The sequence below is a fragment of the Streptomyces sp. Q6 genome, assembly GCF_036967205.1.
GTDB classification, from domain to species: Bacteria; Actinomycetota; Actinomycetes; order Streptomycetales; family Streptomycetaceae; genus Streptomyces; species Streptomyces citrinus.
In genome coordinates this window covers 1,667,100-1,684,406 of sequence record NZ_CP146022.1, presented here as the reverse complement: position 1 = coordinate 1,684,406, position 17,307 = coordinate 1,667,100, and the positions used below count along the sequence as shown (strand labels likewise).

7 protein-coding genes and 1 pseudogene are annotated in these 17,307 nt (G+C 69.9%); 7 read left to right on the top strand and 1 reads right to left on the bottom strand.

Annotated elements, in window-relative coordinates; all coding sequences use genetic code 11:
* Positions 1-18: 18 nt before the first annotated feature.
* The 7 genes and pseudogenes from V2W30_RS07910 (at position 19) to V2W30_RS07880 (ending at position 7,918) form a co-directional block, all read left to right on the top strand.
* Positions 19-1,713, top strand: a complete 1,695-nt coding sequence (locus V2W30_RS07910; RefSeq protein WP_338694780.1) for an ABC transporter substrate-binding protein — start codon at positions 19-21, stop codon at positions 1,711-1,713.
* 15 nt (positions 1,714-1,728) lie between these two features.
* On the top strand, positions 1,729-2,712 hold the full coding sequence (locus V2W30_RS07905; protein WP_338694779.1) for an ABC transporter permease: 984 nt from the start codon (positions 1,729-1,731) through the stop codon (positions 2,710-2,712).
* On the top strand, positions 2,709-3,641 hold the full coding sequence (locus tag V2W30_RS07900; protein WP_338694778.1) for an ABC transporter permease: 933 nt from the start codon (positions 2,709-2,711) through the stop codon (positions 3,639-3,641). The genes V2W30_RS07905 and V2W30_RS07900 overlap by 4 nt, the downstream gene beginning before the upstream one ends.
* Positions 3,634-4,602, top strand: a complete 969-nt coding sequence (locus V2W30_RS07895) for an ABC transporter ATP-binding protein (RefSeq protein WP_338694777.1) — start codon at positions 3,634-3,636, stop codon at positions 4,600-4,602. The genes V2W30_RS07900 and V2W30_RS07895 overlap by 8 nt, the downstream gene beginning before the upstream one ends.
* A complete protein-coding gene (locus V2W30_RS07890; protein WP_338694776.1) occupies positions 4,599-5,576 on the top strand; it encodes an ABC transporter ATP-binding protein in 978 nt (325 codons plus the stop codon). Before V2W30_RS07895 ends, V2W30_RS07890 begins: the two co-directional genes overlap by 4 nt.
* A pseudogene (locus tag V2W30_RS07885) lies at positions 5,573-6,791 on the top strand (ROK family protein). Before V2W30_RS07890 ends, V2W30_RS07885 begins: the two are co-directional and overlap by 4 nt.
* 26 nt (positions 6,792-6,817) lie before the next feature.
* Positions 6,818-7,918: a hypothetical protein gene (locus V2W30_RS07880; RefSeq protein WP_338694775.1), complete on the top strand. Its 1,101-nt coding sequence runs from the start codon at positions 6,818-6,820 to the stop codon at positions 7,916-7,918.
* 114 nt (positions 7,919-8,032) lie between these two features.
* Here the strand turns inward: V2W30_RS07880 and V2W30_RS07875 are convergent, their stop codons facing one another.
* A complete protein-coding gene (locus V2W30_RS07875; RefSeq protein WP_338694773.1) occupies positions 8,033-17,143 on the bottom strand; it encodes a DNRLRE domain-containing protein in 9,111 nt (3,036 codons plus the stop codon).
* Positions 17,144-17,307 lie beyond the last annotated feature (164 nt).

Genomic DNA, 17,307 nt, shown 5'->3' with positions numbered 1-17,307 from the left:
ACGAAGGGACTGGCAGGAATGAGGCCCACGCGCATCCTCGCCACCGCGGTCGTCCTGGCGCTCGCCGCGACCGCCACGGCCTGCTCGGAGACGAAGCACAAGGAACCCGACGACAACAACGCCTCGCAGAGCGACGGACCGAAGAAGAAGGGCGGCTCCGTCACCATCGCCAACACGGCGGGGCAGACGTGGACGTGCAACTTCAACCCGTTCAACCCGGCCGTCTACAACACGTCCATCGGCTTCGTCTACGAGCCACTGATCTTCGTGAACGCGCTCAAGGACCAGGCCGAGACGCCGATGCTCGCCAAGAGCTACCGGTGGAACGCCGACAAGACGCGGATCGACTTCACGATCCGCTCCGGAGTGAAGTGGAACGACGGCAAGCCGTTCACGGCCAAGGACGTCGCCTTCACCTTCAACCTCATGAAGAAGACCCCGGCGACCGACCTCTACGCCCTGTGGACCACGGCCGGCCTCCGGTCCGTCACCGCGTCCGGCGACGACAAGGTCACCCTGAAGTTCAAGGCGGCGGCGCAGCCGTACTTCTACGCGTTCGCCCACCAGGTCGCCATCGTGCCGGAGCATGTCTTCGGCGCGGGCGAGGCCGCGAAGAAGCCGGACACCTGGGTCGACAAGAAGCCCGTCGGCACCGGCCCCTTCGAGGTGAACCCCTGCAACCCGAACAACATCCAGTACACGGCCAACCCCGACTACTGGCAGCAGGGCAAGCCGTACATCCAGAAGGTCCAGTACCCGGCCTACCTGGACAACGGCCCCGCCAACCTCGACCTCGCCAACGGCAAGGCGCAGTGGGGGAGCCAGTTCATCCCGGGCATCAAGCAGTTCTACCTGGACAAGTCCTCCGACAACCACACGTGGTCGCCACCCGTCCTGAACGTCGGGATCTACCCGAACCTCGACCCGTCCCACCCGGACTCCAGCAACCTCAAGGTGCGCCAGGCGATCTCGTACGCCATCGACCGTGAGAAGGTCGCGAGGATCGGCGTCGGCGGCCAGGTGCCCGCGGCCAACCAGTCCGGTGTCGTCATGCCGACCTTCGACACGTACTACGACGAGGCCGCCGTGCGGAAGGCGGGCTTCGACAAGCCCGACCCGGACCGCGCGAAGAAGCTCCTGGCGAGCCTCGGCCACTCACCCGCCAAGCCGCTGAAGCTGAAGATCCTCTCGATCACCGGCTACACGGACTGGGACGCCTCCCTCAAGGTCATCAAGCAGGACCTCGAGGCCGTCGGCATCGACCTCACGGTGCAGACCCTCGCCCAGCAGACGTTCATCGGCCGCCTCTACTCCGGCGACTACGACCTGGCGTACTACAACCAGCAGACGAGCGGCCCGACCCCGTACTACGAACTGCGCCAGATGCTGCACTCCGCGAACACGGCGCCGCTCGGCAAGAACGCCACCAGCAACTACGAGCGCTACAAGAACCCGGAGGTCGACAAGCTCCTCAACGAGTACGCGTCGGCCGACGAGACGCGCCAGGTGGAGATCGTCAAGGCCGTCGCGCAGCGCATGATCGACGACGTCCCGGTGATCCCCGTCGTCGAGGCGGTGGACTGGTTCCAGTACAACACCAAGGACATCGGCGGCTGGCCCACCGAGGACAACCCGTACGCGCAGCCCGCGGCCTACAACTTCCCCGACACGGGTCAGGTGCTCACCCACCTGTACTCCAAGTCGGCGCAGTAGGCGGGGGACCGACCGGTGCGCTTCCTCCTTCGCCGCCTGGGGTTCTTCCTCCTGACACTCTGGGCGGCGCTCACCCTGAACTTCTTCATCCCGCGCTTCATGCCGGGCGACCCGGTCGACGCGCTGACGGTGCGCACGCGCGGCCGGGTCTCGCGGGACGCCCTGGAGCAGATGCTGACCTCGTTCGGCTTCAAGCCCGACGAGAACCTGTTCGTCCAGTACGTCGACTACCTGGGGCACATGTTCACCGGCAACTGGGGCCGCTCCATCGGCCAGACGCTCGGTGAACCGGTCACCTCGCTGATCGGCGGCGCCCTGCCCTGGACCCTCGGCCTCGTCGGCACGACGACGATCCTCGCCTTCGCGCTCGGCACCCTCATCGGCACCGTCGCGGGCTGGCGCCGCGGCGGCGCCCTCGACGCGATCCTGCCGCCCGTCTTCGTCGTCACGTCGGCCCTGCCCTACTTCTGGGTGGGCCTGCTCCTCATCCTCGTCTTCTCCGAGGGCACGGGCGGCCTGCTCCCCGCCAACTTCAACTACGACACGTCGATCGTCCCCGGCTTCTCACCCGGCTTCGTCGGCAGCGTCCTGTCCCACGCGATCCTCCCGGCGGCCACGCTCCTGATCACCACCGTCGGCGGCTGGATCCTGACCATGCGGAACAACATGATCACGACCCTGGCCGAGGACTACGTCCGCATGGCACGGGCCAAGGGCCTCACCGGCCGCCGCATCATGTACGGCTACGCGGCCCGCAACGCGATCCTGCCGAACCTGGCCGGCTTCGCGATGTCCCTCGGCTTCGTCATCTCCGGCGCGATCCTCATCGAGTACGTCTTCAACTATCCCGGCGTCGGCTACCTCCTCTACAACGCCGTCCAGAACGTCGACTACCCGCTGATGCAGGCCCTGTTCATGCTGTTCACGGTCGCCGTGCTCGTGGCCCTGCTCGCGGTCGACCTCGCGACGGTGTGGCTCGACCCGAGGGCGAGGTCATGACCACCACCACCGCCGTCACCGCACCGCCGCCCGACAAGGCCGGACCCCGCGCCCGTGCGGGCGCGGGCCTGTGGCAGGCCGTCCGCGGCAACCGCAAGGCGCTCATCGGCACCGGCATCCTGTTCCTCTTCACGGTCGTCGCCGCGTTCCCCGGCCTCTTCACCACCGTCGACGACCCCGACGAGCTGAACTTCGCCCCACGCCTCGGCCCGTCCACCGCCCACCTCCTGGGCACCACGGGCCTCGGCCAGGACATCTACTCCCAACTCGTCTACGGCACGCGGGAGTCACTGATCATCGCCGTCGTGGCGGGCGCCCTCGCCACGGTCCTGTCCGTGCTCATCGGCGTCTCCGCCGCCTACCTGGGCGGCCTCGCCGACGACCTCCTGTCCCTGCTCACGAACGTCGTCCTGGTCATCCCCGCGTTCCCCCTGGTGATCATCCTCGCCAAGTACGCGGGCAAGGGCTCCCTGGAGGTCATCCTCGCCGTCCTCGTCCTCACCGGCTGGTCCTACGGCGCCAACCAGATGCGCGCCCAGGCCCTGTCCCTGCGGGGCCGCGACTTCCTCCAGTCGGCCCGGGTGCGCGGCGAGCGGCGCTCGTACATCATCGTCCGCGAGGTCCTGCCGACGATGACGTCCCTCATCGTCGCCAACTTCCTCGGCGCCGCGCTGTACTCGGTCCTCACCGCCGCCGGCCTCCAGTTCCTCGGGCTCGGCGACCCGAGCTCGCAGAGCTGGGGCACGATGCTCTACTGGTCCCAGAACCAGCAGGCCCTCCAGACCGGCACCCCCCTCTGGTCGATCGCGCCGGGCCTCTGCGTCGCCCTGCTCGGCGTCGCGTTCGCCCTGGTCAACTACGCCTTCGACGAGATCGGCAACCCGGCCCTGCGCCCGGTCCGGGCCAGGAAGGGGAGCCGCCGTGCCTGAACCCCTGCTCACCGTCCGCGACCTCAGCGTCGCCTACGACACCGCCCGCGGCCCGGTCGTCGCCGTCGACCACGTCGAACTCGCCGTGCGACCGGGCGAGTTCACCGCCGTCGTCGGCGAGTCGGGCTGCGGCAAGTCCACGCTCATGTTCGCCGTGGCCGGACTGCTCAACGCGCCCGCCCGCATCACCACGGGCGCCGTGCACTTCCGCGGCGACAACCTCGTCACCCTCACCGAACGCGAGCTGAACGCCCTGCGCTGGCGCGACTTCTCCGTCGTCCTCCAGTCCGCCATGAACGCCCTCAACCCGGTGACCACCCTCGCCGCCCAGTACAAGGACGCCATGGCCGCGCACGGCACGTACACCGGCGAGGAGATCCGCGCCCGCAGCGTCGAGGTCCTCGACCTCGTCGGCATCGACCCGGTCCATCTGCGCAGCTACCCGCACCAGTTGTCCGGCGGCATGCGCCAACGCGCCATGATCGCCATGGCGTTGCTGCTCACCCCCGACCTGATCCTGATGGACGAACCGACGTCCGCGCTCGACGTCGTCGCCCAGCGCTCCCTCATGGTGCAGATCAAGGAACTCCAGCAACTCCTCGGCTTCGCCGTCGTCTTCGTCACCCACGACATGTCCCTCGTCTCGCACTTCTCCGACCAGCTCCTCGTCATGTACGCGGGCCAGGTCGTCGAGACCGGCCCCACCCGTGCCGTCTTCGACCACCCCGAGCACCCCTACAGCCGCGGCCTCCTCGACGCGTTCCCCTCCATCCGCGGCCCGCGCGTCCCGCTCCAGGGCATCCCCGGCAGCCCGCCCGACCTGTCCGCGCCGCCGCCCGGCTGCCGCTTCCACCCGCGCTGTCCCCTCGCGCACGACGCCTGCCGCGTCACCGAGCCCGCCCTCTACGCCGTGGGCGCGGCCCGCTCCCGCTGCCTGCTGCACGCGGAGGTGACCTCATGAACGACACCCCCCTCCTGGAGACCACCGGCCTCACCCGCCACTTCAAGGTCGGCACCGGCCTGACCCGAGGCGTCCTGCACGCCGTCGACGACGTCGACCTCACCATCGGGGAGCGCGAGATCGTCGCGCTCGTCGGCGAGAGCGGCAGCGGCAAGTCGACCCTCGCCCGCCTCGTCGCCCAGGTCCACCCGCCCACCCGCGGCGACATCCGCTACCAGGGCCGCCCGGTGAGCGGTATGCGCCGCCGCCGGGACCGCCTCGCCTACCGCGGCGCCGTCCCGATGGTCTTCCAGGACCCCTTCGCGTCCTTCAACCCGGCCTACCGCGTCTCCCACGGAATCCTGCGCGGCCTGAAACTCCACCGCCCCGAACTCGACGCCTCCGCACGCCGCGCGGAGGCCGAGCGCGTCGTCGCGGCCGTCGGCCTCACCCCCGCCGCCGACGTCCTGAACCGCTTCCCGCACGAACTCTCCGGCGGCCAGCGCCAGCGCATCGGCTTCGCCCAGGCCCTCGCCCACCGCCCCCGGCTCATCCTCGCCGACGAGCCCGTCTCCATGCTCGACGTCTCCATCCGCATCGGCCTCCTGAACGTCATGGCGGACCTGCGCGCCACCGAAGGCGTCTCGATCCTCTACATCACCCACGACATCGCGAGCGCCCGCTACCTCTCCGACCGGATCGCGGTCATGTACGGCGGCCACATCGTCGAGACCGGCCCCACCGAAGCGGTCCTCGCCGCGCCCCGCCACCCGTACACCGAGCTCCTCCTCTCCGCCGTCCCCGACCCCCGCGCCCCGCTCGACATCGACGCGGCCACCGCCAAGTCCGACCCGCCCGTCGTCATCGACCCCGTCCCCAGCTGCCGCTTCCGCGCCCGCTGCCCCCTCGCCGTCGACCGCTGCCACCACGTCACACCCCGCCTGCGCCCGGTCGACGAGGGCCATACGGCGGCCTGCCACGTGACGGCGCCATGACCGCGCCCCCCTGGAACCGGCAGCGCCTGCGCAGCAACAACGAATGGCTCCTCCTGGAGCGATTACGCCTCGAAGGCCCCGCGTCCCGGGCCCAGCTCGCCCGCGCCAGCGGCCTGTCCAAGCCGACCGTCTCCTCGGCCCTCGCCGCCCTCGAACGCGCCGGACTGGTCCGCGAGGCGGGCACCCACGCCCAGAGCCGCGGCCGGGTCGCCGTCCTGTACGAACCCGACCCCGGCGCGGGGCACGTCCTCGGCATCGACATCGGCCGCGCCCGGCTGCGCACGGCCGTCGCCGACCTGGCCGGCACGATCGTGTCCCGCACCGAGGTGCGCAATCGCGGCCGCGCCGCCACCACGGTCGCCGACGCGGCGGTGGCCTGCGCCGAACAGGCCCTGTCCGAGGCCCGGCTGACGTCCGCCGACATCGTCCACACCGCCGTCGGCACCCCCGGTGTCTTCGACCGGCACACCGGTCGCGTCCGCTACGCCGTCAACCTCCCCGGCTGGGGCAGACCCGGCCTCGTGGAACGCATGCGGGAGAGCCTGGGCACCCCGCTCTCCGTCCACAACGACGCCAACCTCGCCGCCCTCGGCGAGTACACCTTCGGCGCGGGCGCGGGCAGCCGCCTCTTCGTCTACGTCCTCATCGGCACCGGGCTCGGCATGGGCGTCGTCTCCGACGGCGAACTCTTCCTCGGCGCCCACGGAGCGGCCGGCGAGATCGGCTTCCTGCCCCTGGACGGCCTCCCGGAGTCCGGCCCCGCCCCCCGCCGCGGCATGCTGGAGGACGCCGTCTCCGCCGACGCCGTGGTCCGCGCCGCCCGCGCCCTCGGCATGACCGGTCCCCTCACCGCCAAACGCGTCTTCGACGCCGCCCGCACCGGCGACCCGGCCGCGGCCGCCGCCGTACGCCAGGAGGGGAGCGCCTCGCCCTCGCGGTCGCCTCCGTCACCGCCGTCCTCGACCCGGACCTGGTGGTGCTCGGCGGGGAGTGGGCCGCGGCGCCGACCTCCTCCTCACCACCGTCGCCGGCACCCTGCACCGTCTCACCCCGCTGCGGCCCCGCGTCGAGGCGAGCACCGCGGGCGACGACGCCGTCCTCCTCGGCGCCCTCACGACCGCCCTGCGCGCGGCCCGCCCCCTCGTCTTCGACCGCCGCACCGCGTCCCCCAACTCCCCACCCCTGCCCACCGGTTCCGGGCAGCCGCGCCCCTGAGCGGCGCGTATGGAACCATGCTGCGCATGCCCACCGATCCCATACACGCGGTTGCCGAGCAGCACACCGCCCGCCTCGTCGCGGCGGTGCCCGTCCCGCTCGGCCCCACCCGTGCCGACGCCCTGCACCTCCTGACCTGGCCGGGGCACCGGCTCCTCGTCCAGCACGAGGACGAGCGACTGGCCGTCCGTGACCTCGGTGACCTCGACGGCCCTGAGGGCGCGGGCCCCGAGATCCGCTTCCGCACGCCGTGGCCGCGCCGCACGGGCCAGGCCACCGTCTCGCCGACGGGCGACATCGCCGTCTTCTCCGGGGTGCACGACGTGCGGGCCGTCGACCGTGCGGGCGCCGTGCTGTGGCAGCTCCCGCACGGCTGCTGGGCCACCCCCGACTGCGCCTGGACCGACGCCCCGTACAGCGCCTACGCCGACGACGCCCGCCACGGCACCCCGGACCGCGGCTCCGCCGCCTTCTCCGCCGACGGCAAGCTGGTGTGGGCGCACGTCCGGCAGTACACCGACGGCAGGCCGGACGAGCAGTGGCTCGTCCTGGACGCCGCCGACGGCCAGGTGCTCGGCCGCGCGCACACCATGACCGTGGGCTCGGCCTCCGAGCACCTGCCGCACCCCGACCCCGCGTACATGGGGCTGACCGTCGGCGAGGGCCACGAGGACTCACCGGCGCTGTGGGGGCACTGGGACGGCACCGCGCTCACCGTCGAGCGGATCGAGGGCGAGCTGCTCCAGTCCGTCGCCCCGTCGGGCCGCTACGTCCTCGGCACCGACCCCGGCCAGTGGGCGCTCTACCTCCACGAGGCCACCGACGGGAGCGAGGTGCGCAGGCTCAACGCGCGGGACGCCGTGCCGCCCGCACCCGAGGAGGCCATGGCCCGCTGGGACTACGCGGGCGCGTACCCGTACGAGGACGGGGTCGTGGTCGGCACCGAGGAGCACGCGGCCGCCCCGCGCCACTGGCTCGTCGACCCCCGCGACCTGTCCGTGCGCGGGCAGATCGCCTACCCGTCCCCGGTCACCGGCAGCCCCCGCCCGGCGGGCCCCGGCCAGTGGTACACCCTGACCGCCGACCACGGCACGCTCCATCTGTGGACCCTCCCCGACAAGAACTGACGAGCCCGACGAGCACCGGGTCCGGACGCGCAACGCCCGGCCGGGGGAGAACCCCGGCCGGGCGTCGTCATGCGGGAAAAGGTGGTGCGGCCAGAACCGCGACCCCCGTGACCTCTAGCGCCTCAGGCGCCAGAACTGACGGAAGTCCGTCTTGTCGGCCGCTCCGCCGAACACCTCACCGCCGAGCTTCATGGTCTTCTCGACCAGCGGTGCGCAGATGTCCGAGCAGACGTTCTTCGACGAACCGCCGTAGAGCACCTCGTAGTCGGGGTTCTTCTCCAGCCAGTTCATCACGGACTCCTCGGCGTGCTCGAACGCCGGATTGCCCTTCTTCGTGACCCGGCCGGGGACCAGCGCCCCCTCCACGAAGTCCTCGCCCTTGCCGAGGGTGAGCAGGTCGCCCTTCTGACCGGAACTCATGCCGACCTTGTGGATGATGTCGGTCGTGCCCTTCTTGCGGACACCGATCACCGCCACCGTCACCATGCTCTCCTTGAAGAAGTGCAGCTGACCCGCGAGTTCCTGCGCGCGCTTCTGCGCGGCGACGGCTTCGTCCTTGTAACCGCAGTTGTGGACGAGGACCGCGCCGGAGCCCGCACCCACGTAATAGGTGTGGACACCCTCGACGGAGAGGTTGTGGACCCGCGCCGACCGGTGCGCCGTGTCGATCGCACTGATCTGGACCCAGGTGCCGGCCGCGGTCTGCAACCACATCCCGGACTTCAGGTCCTTGGCCTCGACCCACTTGCCGTAGTCCGGCAGCCAGTACAGGTGCGCGGCCGTCGACGTCAGCTGGAACGCCTTGCCGCCCTTGCCGTCCTTCCCGCCGGAACCGACGGTCAGGGTGACGAGGTCCTTCTCGCCCTGGTGGCTGCGGGTGCCGGTGACCTGCCGGGCCCGGGTGTCCCCGGTCTCCGGGTCGGTCGCCACGACCTCGTCGCCGACCTTCAGCTTCTCGATCGACCGGGACGAGCCGTCCGCGAGGACGACCTTGGTGCCCGGCAGGAAGCTGTTGACCTTGCAGGAGGGCGCGTCCGGCTTGTCCGGCGACTTCGTCGACGGCTTGTCGGGCACGTCCACCTTGCGGGCGTCGTTCGCCGCGTCGACGGTCTTCTCCGCCTTGCGGGCGTCGTTGACGGCGTCGGCCGCCTCGATGCCCTTCTTGGCGTACTTGCCGGCCTTGACCGCCGAGGCGCCGTAGCCGACCAGCGGGATCGCCGAGGTCAACGACAGTGCGGCGTCGACGTAGTTGCCCTCGGCGGCGTACCAGATGCCGTTGGCGACGTCGGCGACCTCACCGACGACCGGCACCAGGCCGACCACGTCGAGCGCGGCGTGCCCGATGTCCGAGAGCGACATGCCGAACAGGTGGCCGTCGAGCTCCACGAAACTGATCGGGTTGCCGCCGGCGAACGCGTACCGGTTCCCGGTGAAGGGGTCGGTGGACAGCGACATGTCGGCGAGCGCACCGCTGTACGAGTCCCGGGTCAGGAAGCGGTTGAGCCCCGGGTCGTAGTTGCGGAACCCCATGTCGTACGTGCCCGAAGCGCCGTCCCAGCGCGAGGAGCTGAAGCGGAAGGAGTTGTAGTCGTCCTTCTGCTCGCCCCCGCTGCCCGGCTTGTCCGCGCCGGTCATCTGGGACTCGTCGGCGCTCCCGTAGGCGGTGTAGCCGTACGTGGAACGGGTGTTGCCGTTCTCCTTCGTGATGGCCTCGACGTCACCGCGCGGACTCGTGACGTACTGCGAGTACTCCTTGCTGCCGTCCTCCTTGTGCGTGATCTGCGTGGAGCGCTGATTGCCGGCCAGGTACTGGTAGTCCTTGTCGGCCTTGCCGTCGACGGTCTCCCGCAACAGCGTGCTGTCCAGGCCGAGATAGGTGAACGCCGTGGTCTTGCCCTGGTCGCCGGACGTGGTCTGGGAGACCGTCCGGTCGAACGGGTCGTAGGCGTACGACGTCGTCACCGCCGAGGCGCCGACGCCCTGACGGACCTTGGCCTCCCGGTCGAAGCCGTCGTAGTAGTGCTTCTCGACGGTCTGGCCGCTGGTGCTGACCGTGTCGAGCCGGCCGAGCGGGTCGTAGTTGTAGGTGGACGTGACCCCGCCGGAACTCGCCGAGAGGAGCCGGTTGCGGTCGTAGCGCTGGGTCGTGGTGGTCCCGTCGACCGTCTGCGCGACGATGTTGCTGTTGCGGTCGTACGTGTACGACTCGGACGACGGCGCGTCCCCGCTCTTGGTGACCTTGGTGATCCGGTCCTGCGGGTCGTAGCCGAAGGAGTACGTGTTGTTGATGTACGCCGTGTTGTCGTCGGCGTTCATCAGCTTCAGCGTGTCCTTGGAGCGGTGCCCGTTGGCCGAGTACTCCAGGTCGTGCTGCGCGACGACGGCGCCGCCCGACGTCTTCTCCTGCGACTGCTTCACCGAGCCGTCGAGGTAGTACCGCATGTCGAGCGTGTTGCCGTTGGGCTTGGTCTGCTTCAGGAGCTGGCCGCGCCCGGTGTAGGTCATCGTGGTGATCTGCTGATCGCCCGCGGTGGGGGAATCGGCGTCGGTCACCTTCTTGACCATGTCGCGTGCGTCGTACTCGATCTTCGTCCAGGTCAGGTCGTGCGTGGACGTGACGGGCTTGCCGTTCTCGTCGTACGTCAGCGCGGTGGTGTTCTTCACCGTGCCGCCGGCGATCTCCTCGACCTTGGAGATGTGGTTGAGGCCGTCGTACGTGATCTTGTACGTGTCGATCTTCGCGCCCGGCGAGTGGTCCTGGACCTCGACCATGTTGCCGTTCGCGTTGTACGTGTAGGTGAAGTCCTTCTTCTCGTTGTCCGTGTCACCGGAGTTCGAGCGGACCAGCTTCACCGCGTCCGCGAGCACCGTGCCGTTCGCGGCGTCGGTCACCGTGACCTTCTGCGGACCGTCCTCGACGAACGCGTAGGACCCGAGCGAGACCCAACTGCCCGTGTTCGCCGTCTGGTTCACCGTCTTGGCGGCGCTGCCGCCGTCGTGGTCGACGGTGAACTTCGTGTCGGTCGCGGCGCCCGTCATCTTCGGGTACCGGACGAACACCTCGTACGTGCCGTCCTGCGGGACGTTGAGCTGCCACGACAGCGAGGCGCTGCCGCTGCCCGCGGGGTGCGAGTACGTGTCGTAGCCGTACTGCTGCTCGGCCTGCGTACGCGTCCAACTGCCCTGCGTCGCCGTGTTGTTGAAGTCCGAGCTGTCGACCAGGACGACCTGGTTGCCGACCGGCACACCGTCGTCCGAGCGGGCCTTCTGGTTGCCCGACGGGTAGTAGTCCCAGGTCATCGTGCGCTGCTGGGAGCCGCCCGCCGAGGTCAGCGTGTTCTTGGTCTGCTGGCCCAGCTTGTTGTACTCGTAGGACGTGGTGATGTCCCAGGGGTCCTTCGACGTCCGGGTCAGTCCGTTGTCGTAGTACGTGTAGTCGGTGACGTTGCGGACCGACTGGCCGTCGGACGGCGGGGCCGACACCGACTCCAGGTTGCCGACGGAGTCGTAGGAGTAGAACACCGAGTCCGGTGTCGCGTACTCGGCGTCGTCCTTGTCGAAGGGCGAGCGCTCCTCCTTGACCCGGTTCAGCTCGTCGTAGACGGTCTCCGACGTGAAGTCCGCGTCGTCGTCGGTGGTGGCGACACCGCGCGGGGTGACCGTCTTCGTCCGGTTGCCGACCTGGTCGTACACATAGCGCGTGGTGCGGTAGTCGATGGTCCCGGACGTCTGCGACACCGGAACCCTGGACTCGACCAGCGCGCCGCGCTCGTCGTACGTCGCCAGCGACTCGTTGCCGTCCGCGTCGGTCTGCCCGATCCGCAGGCCGTCCTTGTCGTAGCGGACCGAGGTGGCCCACTCCAGCGCGTCGATCGTCCGCTTCACCCGGTGGTTCAGGTCGTACTCGTAGCGGGTGGTGTAGTCGTCCGGGTCGGCGCTGGCGCTCTTGCGGCCGTCCACCACCTTGACGACGTTGCCGACGTTGTCGTACTCCACCGACGCCTTGTTGCCCTCGGCGTCGACCATCTCGACGGGCTGGTAGATCGCGTCGTAGCGGGTCGTGGCGGTGAAGTCGCCCTCGGTCGCGGTCAGGTTGCCCTGCGCGCCGGTGGCCGAGACGAGGTTGCCGACCTTGTCGTACACGGACGTGCTGCGGCGCACGGGCCCGGTCGGCTCGTCCGACGGCTTGACCGTCTCCAGACGCTGGTCCGCCTTGTCGAACACCCCGGTCGTCCTGGACCCGTTGGGGGCGAACGCCGTGGTGATGTTGTCGTTGGCGTCGTACACGGGCGCCGGCGTGACGATGTAGTCGCCCGCCGCCCGGTCCTTGGGCTCCTTCTTCTCCAGCGGGCGGCCGAAGGCGTCGTAGTCCTGGGTGACCTCGGCGCCCTTGGCGTTGACGACCTTGCGGACGTTGCCCCGCACGTCGTACGTGAAGTGCGAGTCGTTGCCGGCCGCGTCGGTGATCGTCGCCGGGAAGCCGACCGGTTCGAACCCGCTGTAGCGGGTGGCGTGGCCGTTGGCGTCGGTCTCCTTGACGACCTGGCCGTACACGTCGTACTCGGTGCGCGACGTGTAGTCGCCCTCCGTCGCGGACGCGACACCCTTCGGGTCGGTGACCGAGGTCAGATTGCCCGCCGTGTCGTAGCCGAAGCGGTAGGTGCGCCCCTCCGGGGACTTCTTCTCGAAGAGATCGGCGACGTGGCCGTCGAGACCGTAGGAGTACGTGAAGGTCTGTGCGGCCGTGCCGTTCTTGTTGGCCTCCGGGTCCTTCTGCTCCAGCGGATAGCCGGTCGTGGTGTCGTACTTCCAGGTCGTGACCGCGCCGTTGGCCTCCTCCAGGCGCGTGACGTTGTTGTCGGTGTCCCAGGCCGTCTTCGTGGTCTCGGACTTGGCGTTGGTCATCTCGGTGGCGCGGCCGTAGCCGTCCAGCGTGTACCGCGTCGTGTGGTTCTCGGCGTCGGTCACCTCGGTTTCGACGACCGAGCCCGCCGTGCCGTCCGGATCGGTGTACGCGTACGTCGTCGTGCCGCCGAGGCGGTCGGTCAGCGTCTGCGTGTTCCAGTGGAACTTCGGGTCGTCGCCCTCGCTCGGGTAGTAGTAGTCCAGCGAGGTCGCGTTGCCACGCGGGTCGGTGACCTTCACCAACTTGACGTTCTTGTTGCCCTGTTCGGCGTCGTACGTGAACCGGAACACCTTGGGCTGCGCACTGCCGGCACCGTCGGTGAGGGTGGTCAGGAGCCCCTCGTCCGCGTAGCCGAAGGTGACCGTCCGCCCGGAGATGTCGGTCATCGACTTCACATGGTCGATGATCTTGGGCTTGTTGGTGTCGGCCTTCGTGTAGTACGTGACGGTCAGCGACTGCCGCCGCGCCGGGTCCTCGATGTAGGTCAGGAACTTGACCGGCTTGTTGTTCGACTTGCGTTCCGCGTACGTGTACGTCTGCGTGTTGCCGTTCTTGTCGACGACGGACGTCAGATAGCCGTCGCAGTCGAAGAAGAACTGGGCCCGGTCGGGACGCGTCAGCGACCAGGCGCGCGGATCACCGTCCTTGTCGGGGGTGCAGTCCACGCCCGCGCCCTGCCGCAGCAGGTAGTGCACGCCCGCGGGAGCCCGCCAACTGCCGTCGTCCTGCTTGCGGAAGACGTGCGTGGTGCCGTCGCCGTCCGGCAGCGACACCTCGGTCGGGTGCGGGTTCGGATGGAAGTCGAGCGCCGCCCCGAGCCGCAGCGGCATCGCCGCCTGCGCCGACCAGCCCGCGCCGAGCACCGTGTCCGAGGTGTCCTGCGAGTTGTAGGCGAACCGCGCGAACGTGGCGAGGCCACGGCCCGGATTGTTGAACGCGTTGTACTGCCAGACCGTGTTGCCCGCGGACAGGTTCGTCATCAGCGACGAGCCCGCGCCCGTGTTCTTGCCCGCGTAGGAGTGGAAGTCCTCCAGACCGAGCTGGTCCGACGTCGGGTCCTCGGTGCGGACGTTCTGCGCGAGCGGCGCGATGTTGTCGCTCGTCGACAGCCGGCTCCCGTCGGCGGTGTTCTTCAGATCCCACTTGAGCACGTACTCCAGGCGCTTGTTGCCCGAGTCCGAGTTGATCGGCGCCTTCAGCTTCGCCGGGACGGTGATCGAGTCACCCGGCAGCACCTCGTGCGCGAGCGCCGTCTCCAGCTGGTTGCCGCCGGTGGTGGCGTCCGTGCCGTCCGGCAGCGACCAGGTGTACGTCAGCGCCCGCTGCCCCGCCGCCCACAGGCTCGTCGTGGTGTTGGTGAGCGTGACGTCCACGGTGTACTCGTCGCCGGGGATCATCCGGGCGGGCGTGTACGGCGCGAAGTACGTGCTCTCCGTCGACCGGTCGAGGTACGTGACCACCAACTGCGGCCGCAGCTGCGCCTCTTCGGCCTCCGACGACAGGAACAGCGTCCGCTCGCGCGGCCCGGCCGTCGACTCGTCCCGCAGCCGGATCGCGACCCCGTGGTTGCTCGCCGGGTCGGTCACCCACTTCTGCGCGAGCGAGGTCAGCGACCAGCTCTGCCGCGCCGGGTCGTTGGTGACGGTGGCGACCGTGTCGGAGACGGCGGCGTCCATGTCACCACCCGCGGTGGCCCACGACGTCGTCGCGTCCGCCTTGTTCCAGCCGGCGGCCGTCTCGTCGAAGTCGCGGGTCAGCCCGCGCGCCTCGTAGATCGCCCCGGCCGTCTCGGTCGTGGTCGTGAAACCCCACATGTCGAGGTCGGCGTCGAGCACCCGCGCGTTCGCCGGGATGTCGGCGAGACCGGGGAAGTCGACCAGCGCCCGCGTGGTCCCGTACGTCGACGAGTTGTTGCCCACCGAGAGCCAGCGCCGGTCGATGCCCGACTCGGAGAGCGTGTCGTGCCCCGTCGTCGGCTGCGCCGAGGACAGCGTGGTGTCGCTCTGCCCGCTCTGGAGCACGACCGTCGTGCGCCCGGCCTTCGGCAGCCGTACGAGCTGCGTGACGGAGGGCAGCACACGCCCGTCCTTCAGCTTCACGGCGACCATGTAGTAGTAGGCGTTGCCGAGCGGATCGGCGGAGTCCGCCGGTGTCGGCGTCGCCGTCGTGTCCGTGAACGCCCGGGTGTCCTTCGCCACCGGCGAGACCAGCGTCTGCGACGAGGGTGTGAAGTGCTGGAACACGCTGCGGTGCACCTGGTACTCGACGATGTCGTCACCGGTGTCCGCCGCCGAGGGGTCCGTGTACGCGGGCCAGGTCAGGTCGGCGCCCGTCGAGTGCACGGTGCGCGGCGCGTCGACGTCGACGCCCTGCGTGCCGTAGGTCAGCACCAGCTTCGGGTAGTTGGCGACCTCGCCCTTGTACGCGTACTCGGCCGCCTCGTACCGCGGACCGCCCTTGGGCCCGGTCGCGGACTCGTCGGCCGCCTTCACCACGAAGCCGTTGTTGCCGTACGTCCCGTCGAGCCACTGCTGCACGGTCCTGGTGACCGGGAAGCTGTGCCAGGTGTTGGACTCGCCGGCGCGCTTGGTGACGACGCCGCCCTTGGTGAAGCGCACGGCGTCCGCGAGCACGGTCGTCGAGGTGGAGGCGGGCCCGTCCCCGAGCACCACCTTCCCGGCGGTCCCGGCTTTGAACGGATGCGTGCCGAGGGTCTTCCACTGCCCGGCCGTACCCGCCTGCTGGTTGACCGTGTACGCCTTGGTGCCGCCGCTGTAGGCCACCGTGTAGGGGGCGTTGGTGGCGCGGTCGGACGCCGGGACGTAGTGCACGTCGACCTGGTAGTTGCCGTCCTCGGGAAGGTTCGGCTGCCAGCTGTAGGTGTCGCCGGCCGTGGCGTCCTTGTTGTACCGGTAGTCCTGGCCGGTCGCGTACTGCGTGTACGCCGTGTTGGTCGACGCGGGCCAGGCGCCCTGGGCCGCGGTGGTTCCCGCGTCCCCGTCGTCGACGAGCACCGACGTACCGGACAGCTCACCCGTCAGGTCCTTGGCGCTGTTCCAGGTGGCGCCGGTCTCGGTCCAGGGCCCGGTGGCGCGGTGCGCCTCCAGCTCGACCTCGTCGGCCCCGGTGGTGTGCGTCTGGTCGTAGTAGAGCTTCAGATCGGCGGAGTCCAGCTTGGTCCCGGCGGGGATCCCCGACAGCCCGAACCGCAGCAGGGCGCGGCTGGAGCCGGTGCTGGTGTTGCCGACGGACAGCCGCCAGCTCCCGTCGTAGTTCGCCGAGGCGTCGTCCGAGGAGATCATGACGTCCTCGGACTGCGACGGGGTCGGCGCGATCGTGATGGTCGGGTCGACCGTCACGGGGTACTTCCGCGCGTCCGAGGCCAGCCACGTCGCGTCGGGCCGCAACCGCACCGCGTACGAACCGTCCTCGCCGGTGAGCCGCTGCGTCACGGCGTCCGTGGACTTCGTTCCGTACGGGGACTCGGCGTCCGCCTTCGCGTCCGTCATGAACGGTGCGGGGATGACGAGTTCGGGCCGCCCCTTGCTGCCGCTCTCACCGAACAGCGCGATGCTGCCGTCCTTGCGCGCCTTCGCGTCGAGCCCGTGCGTGTCGAGCGCGAAGTCGAAGACCGGCGCCGTCGCGGGGCGCTCCCGCAGGACGATGCCTTCCTTCACGCTGCCGTTGCCGACGGTGTACGTGAGGTCGACGCCCTTGCCGAAGGCGTCCTTGTACGTGACGGTGTTGCCGTCCGCGACCGGCGTCAGCTTCTTCGCCGCGGGGTCCTTGAGCCCGAGGGACACCCAGTGCCCCGCGTCGAGCTCGAACCGCACCAGCTCACCGGGGCGGGAGCCGAAGTAGCTCCGGGCGACATTGGTCGTGTTGGCCTTCTCGAACCCGGCGCGGCTCGTCCCGGTGACCCGGGTGTCGATCGCCTTCCAGCTGCGCCCCTTCCCCGTGCCGGTGGGGTAGGAGTCGGGCACCGAGGAGACCTCGGACTGGATCCGCCCGTCGGACAGCTGCCAGGAGCGGGCCTGCGGTGTCCTGCGCCCGGTGAGCTCCTTGACGCGCTTCGGCGGGGTGGCGGCCCGGCTCTTGGCGAGGCGCTCATGGGCGGGCACGTCGGTGTCGGGGAGCTCGGCCGGAGTCGCCGGCTCCTTGTCGTCGGCGTCGCCGGCCCCCAATAAGTCCTTGATCCCGCCGGCGATCCTGGCGGTGTCCGGGGGCTGCGCGAACGCGGGTGTCATGGGCGCGAGGGCGGAGACGACCGCCAGCACCACAGTCGTGGCCAGGAGCCTTGCGGCTCTCGGTCTGTGCATCGGTTTCCCTTCACAACGGAACCACGCACCGGCCGCCGGTCGGCAGTCGGCGGCACGTTCTACCTCGATGCGGTATGCACATGTCAATCGATCGGCGATATCGCCGCACTGACTTCAAATGTCTTGAAAGCGGGGGGAGTTGACCGTTCCGAATCCCGAATGCC

Excerpts from the sequence above, each read along its gene's own strand:
- V2W30_RS07875 (WP_338694773.1), bottom strand. The coding sequence starts at position 17,143 with ATGCACAGACCGAGAGCCGCAAGGCTCCTGGCCACGACTGTGGTGCTG.
- V2W30_RS07900 (WP_338694778.1), top strand. The coding sequence starts at position 2,709 with ATGACCACCACCACCGCCGTCACCGCACCGCCGCCCGACAAGGCCGGA.
- V2W30_RS07880 (WP_338694775.1), top strand. The coding sequence starts at position 6,818 with ATGCCCACCGATCCCATACACGCGGTTGCCGAGCAGCACACCGCCCGC.
- V2W30_RS07890 (WP_338694776.1), top strand. The coding sequence starts at position 4,599 with ATGAACGACACCCCCCTCCTGGAGACCACCGGCCTCACCCGCCACTTC.
- V2W30_RS07910 (WP_338694780.1), top strand. The coding sequence starts at position 19 with ATGAGGCCCACGCGCATCCTCGCCACCGCGGTCGTCCTGGCGCTCGCC.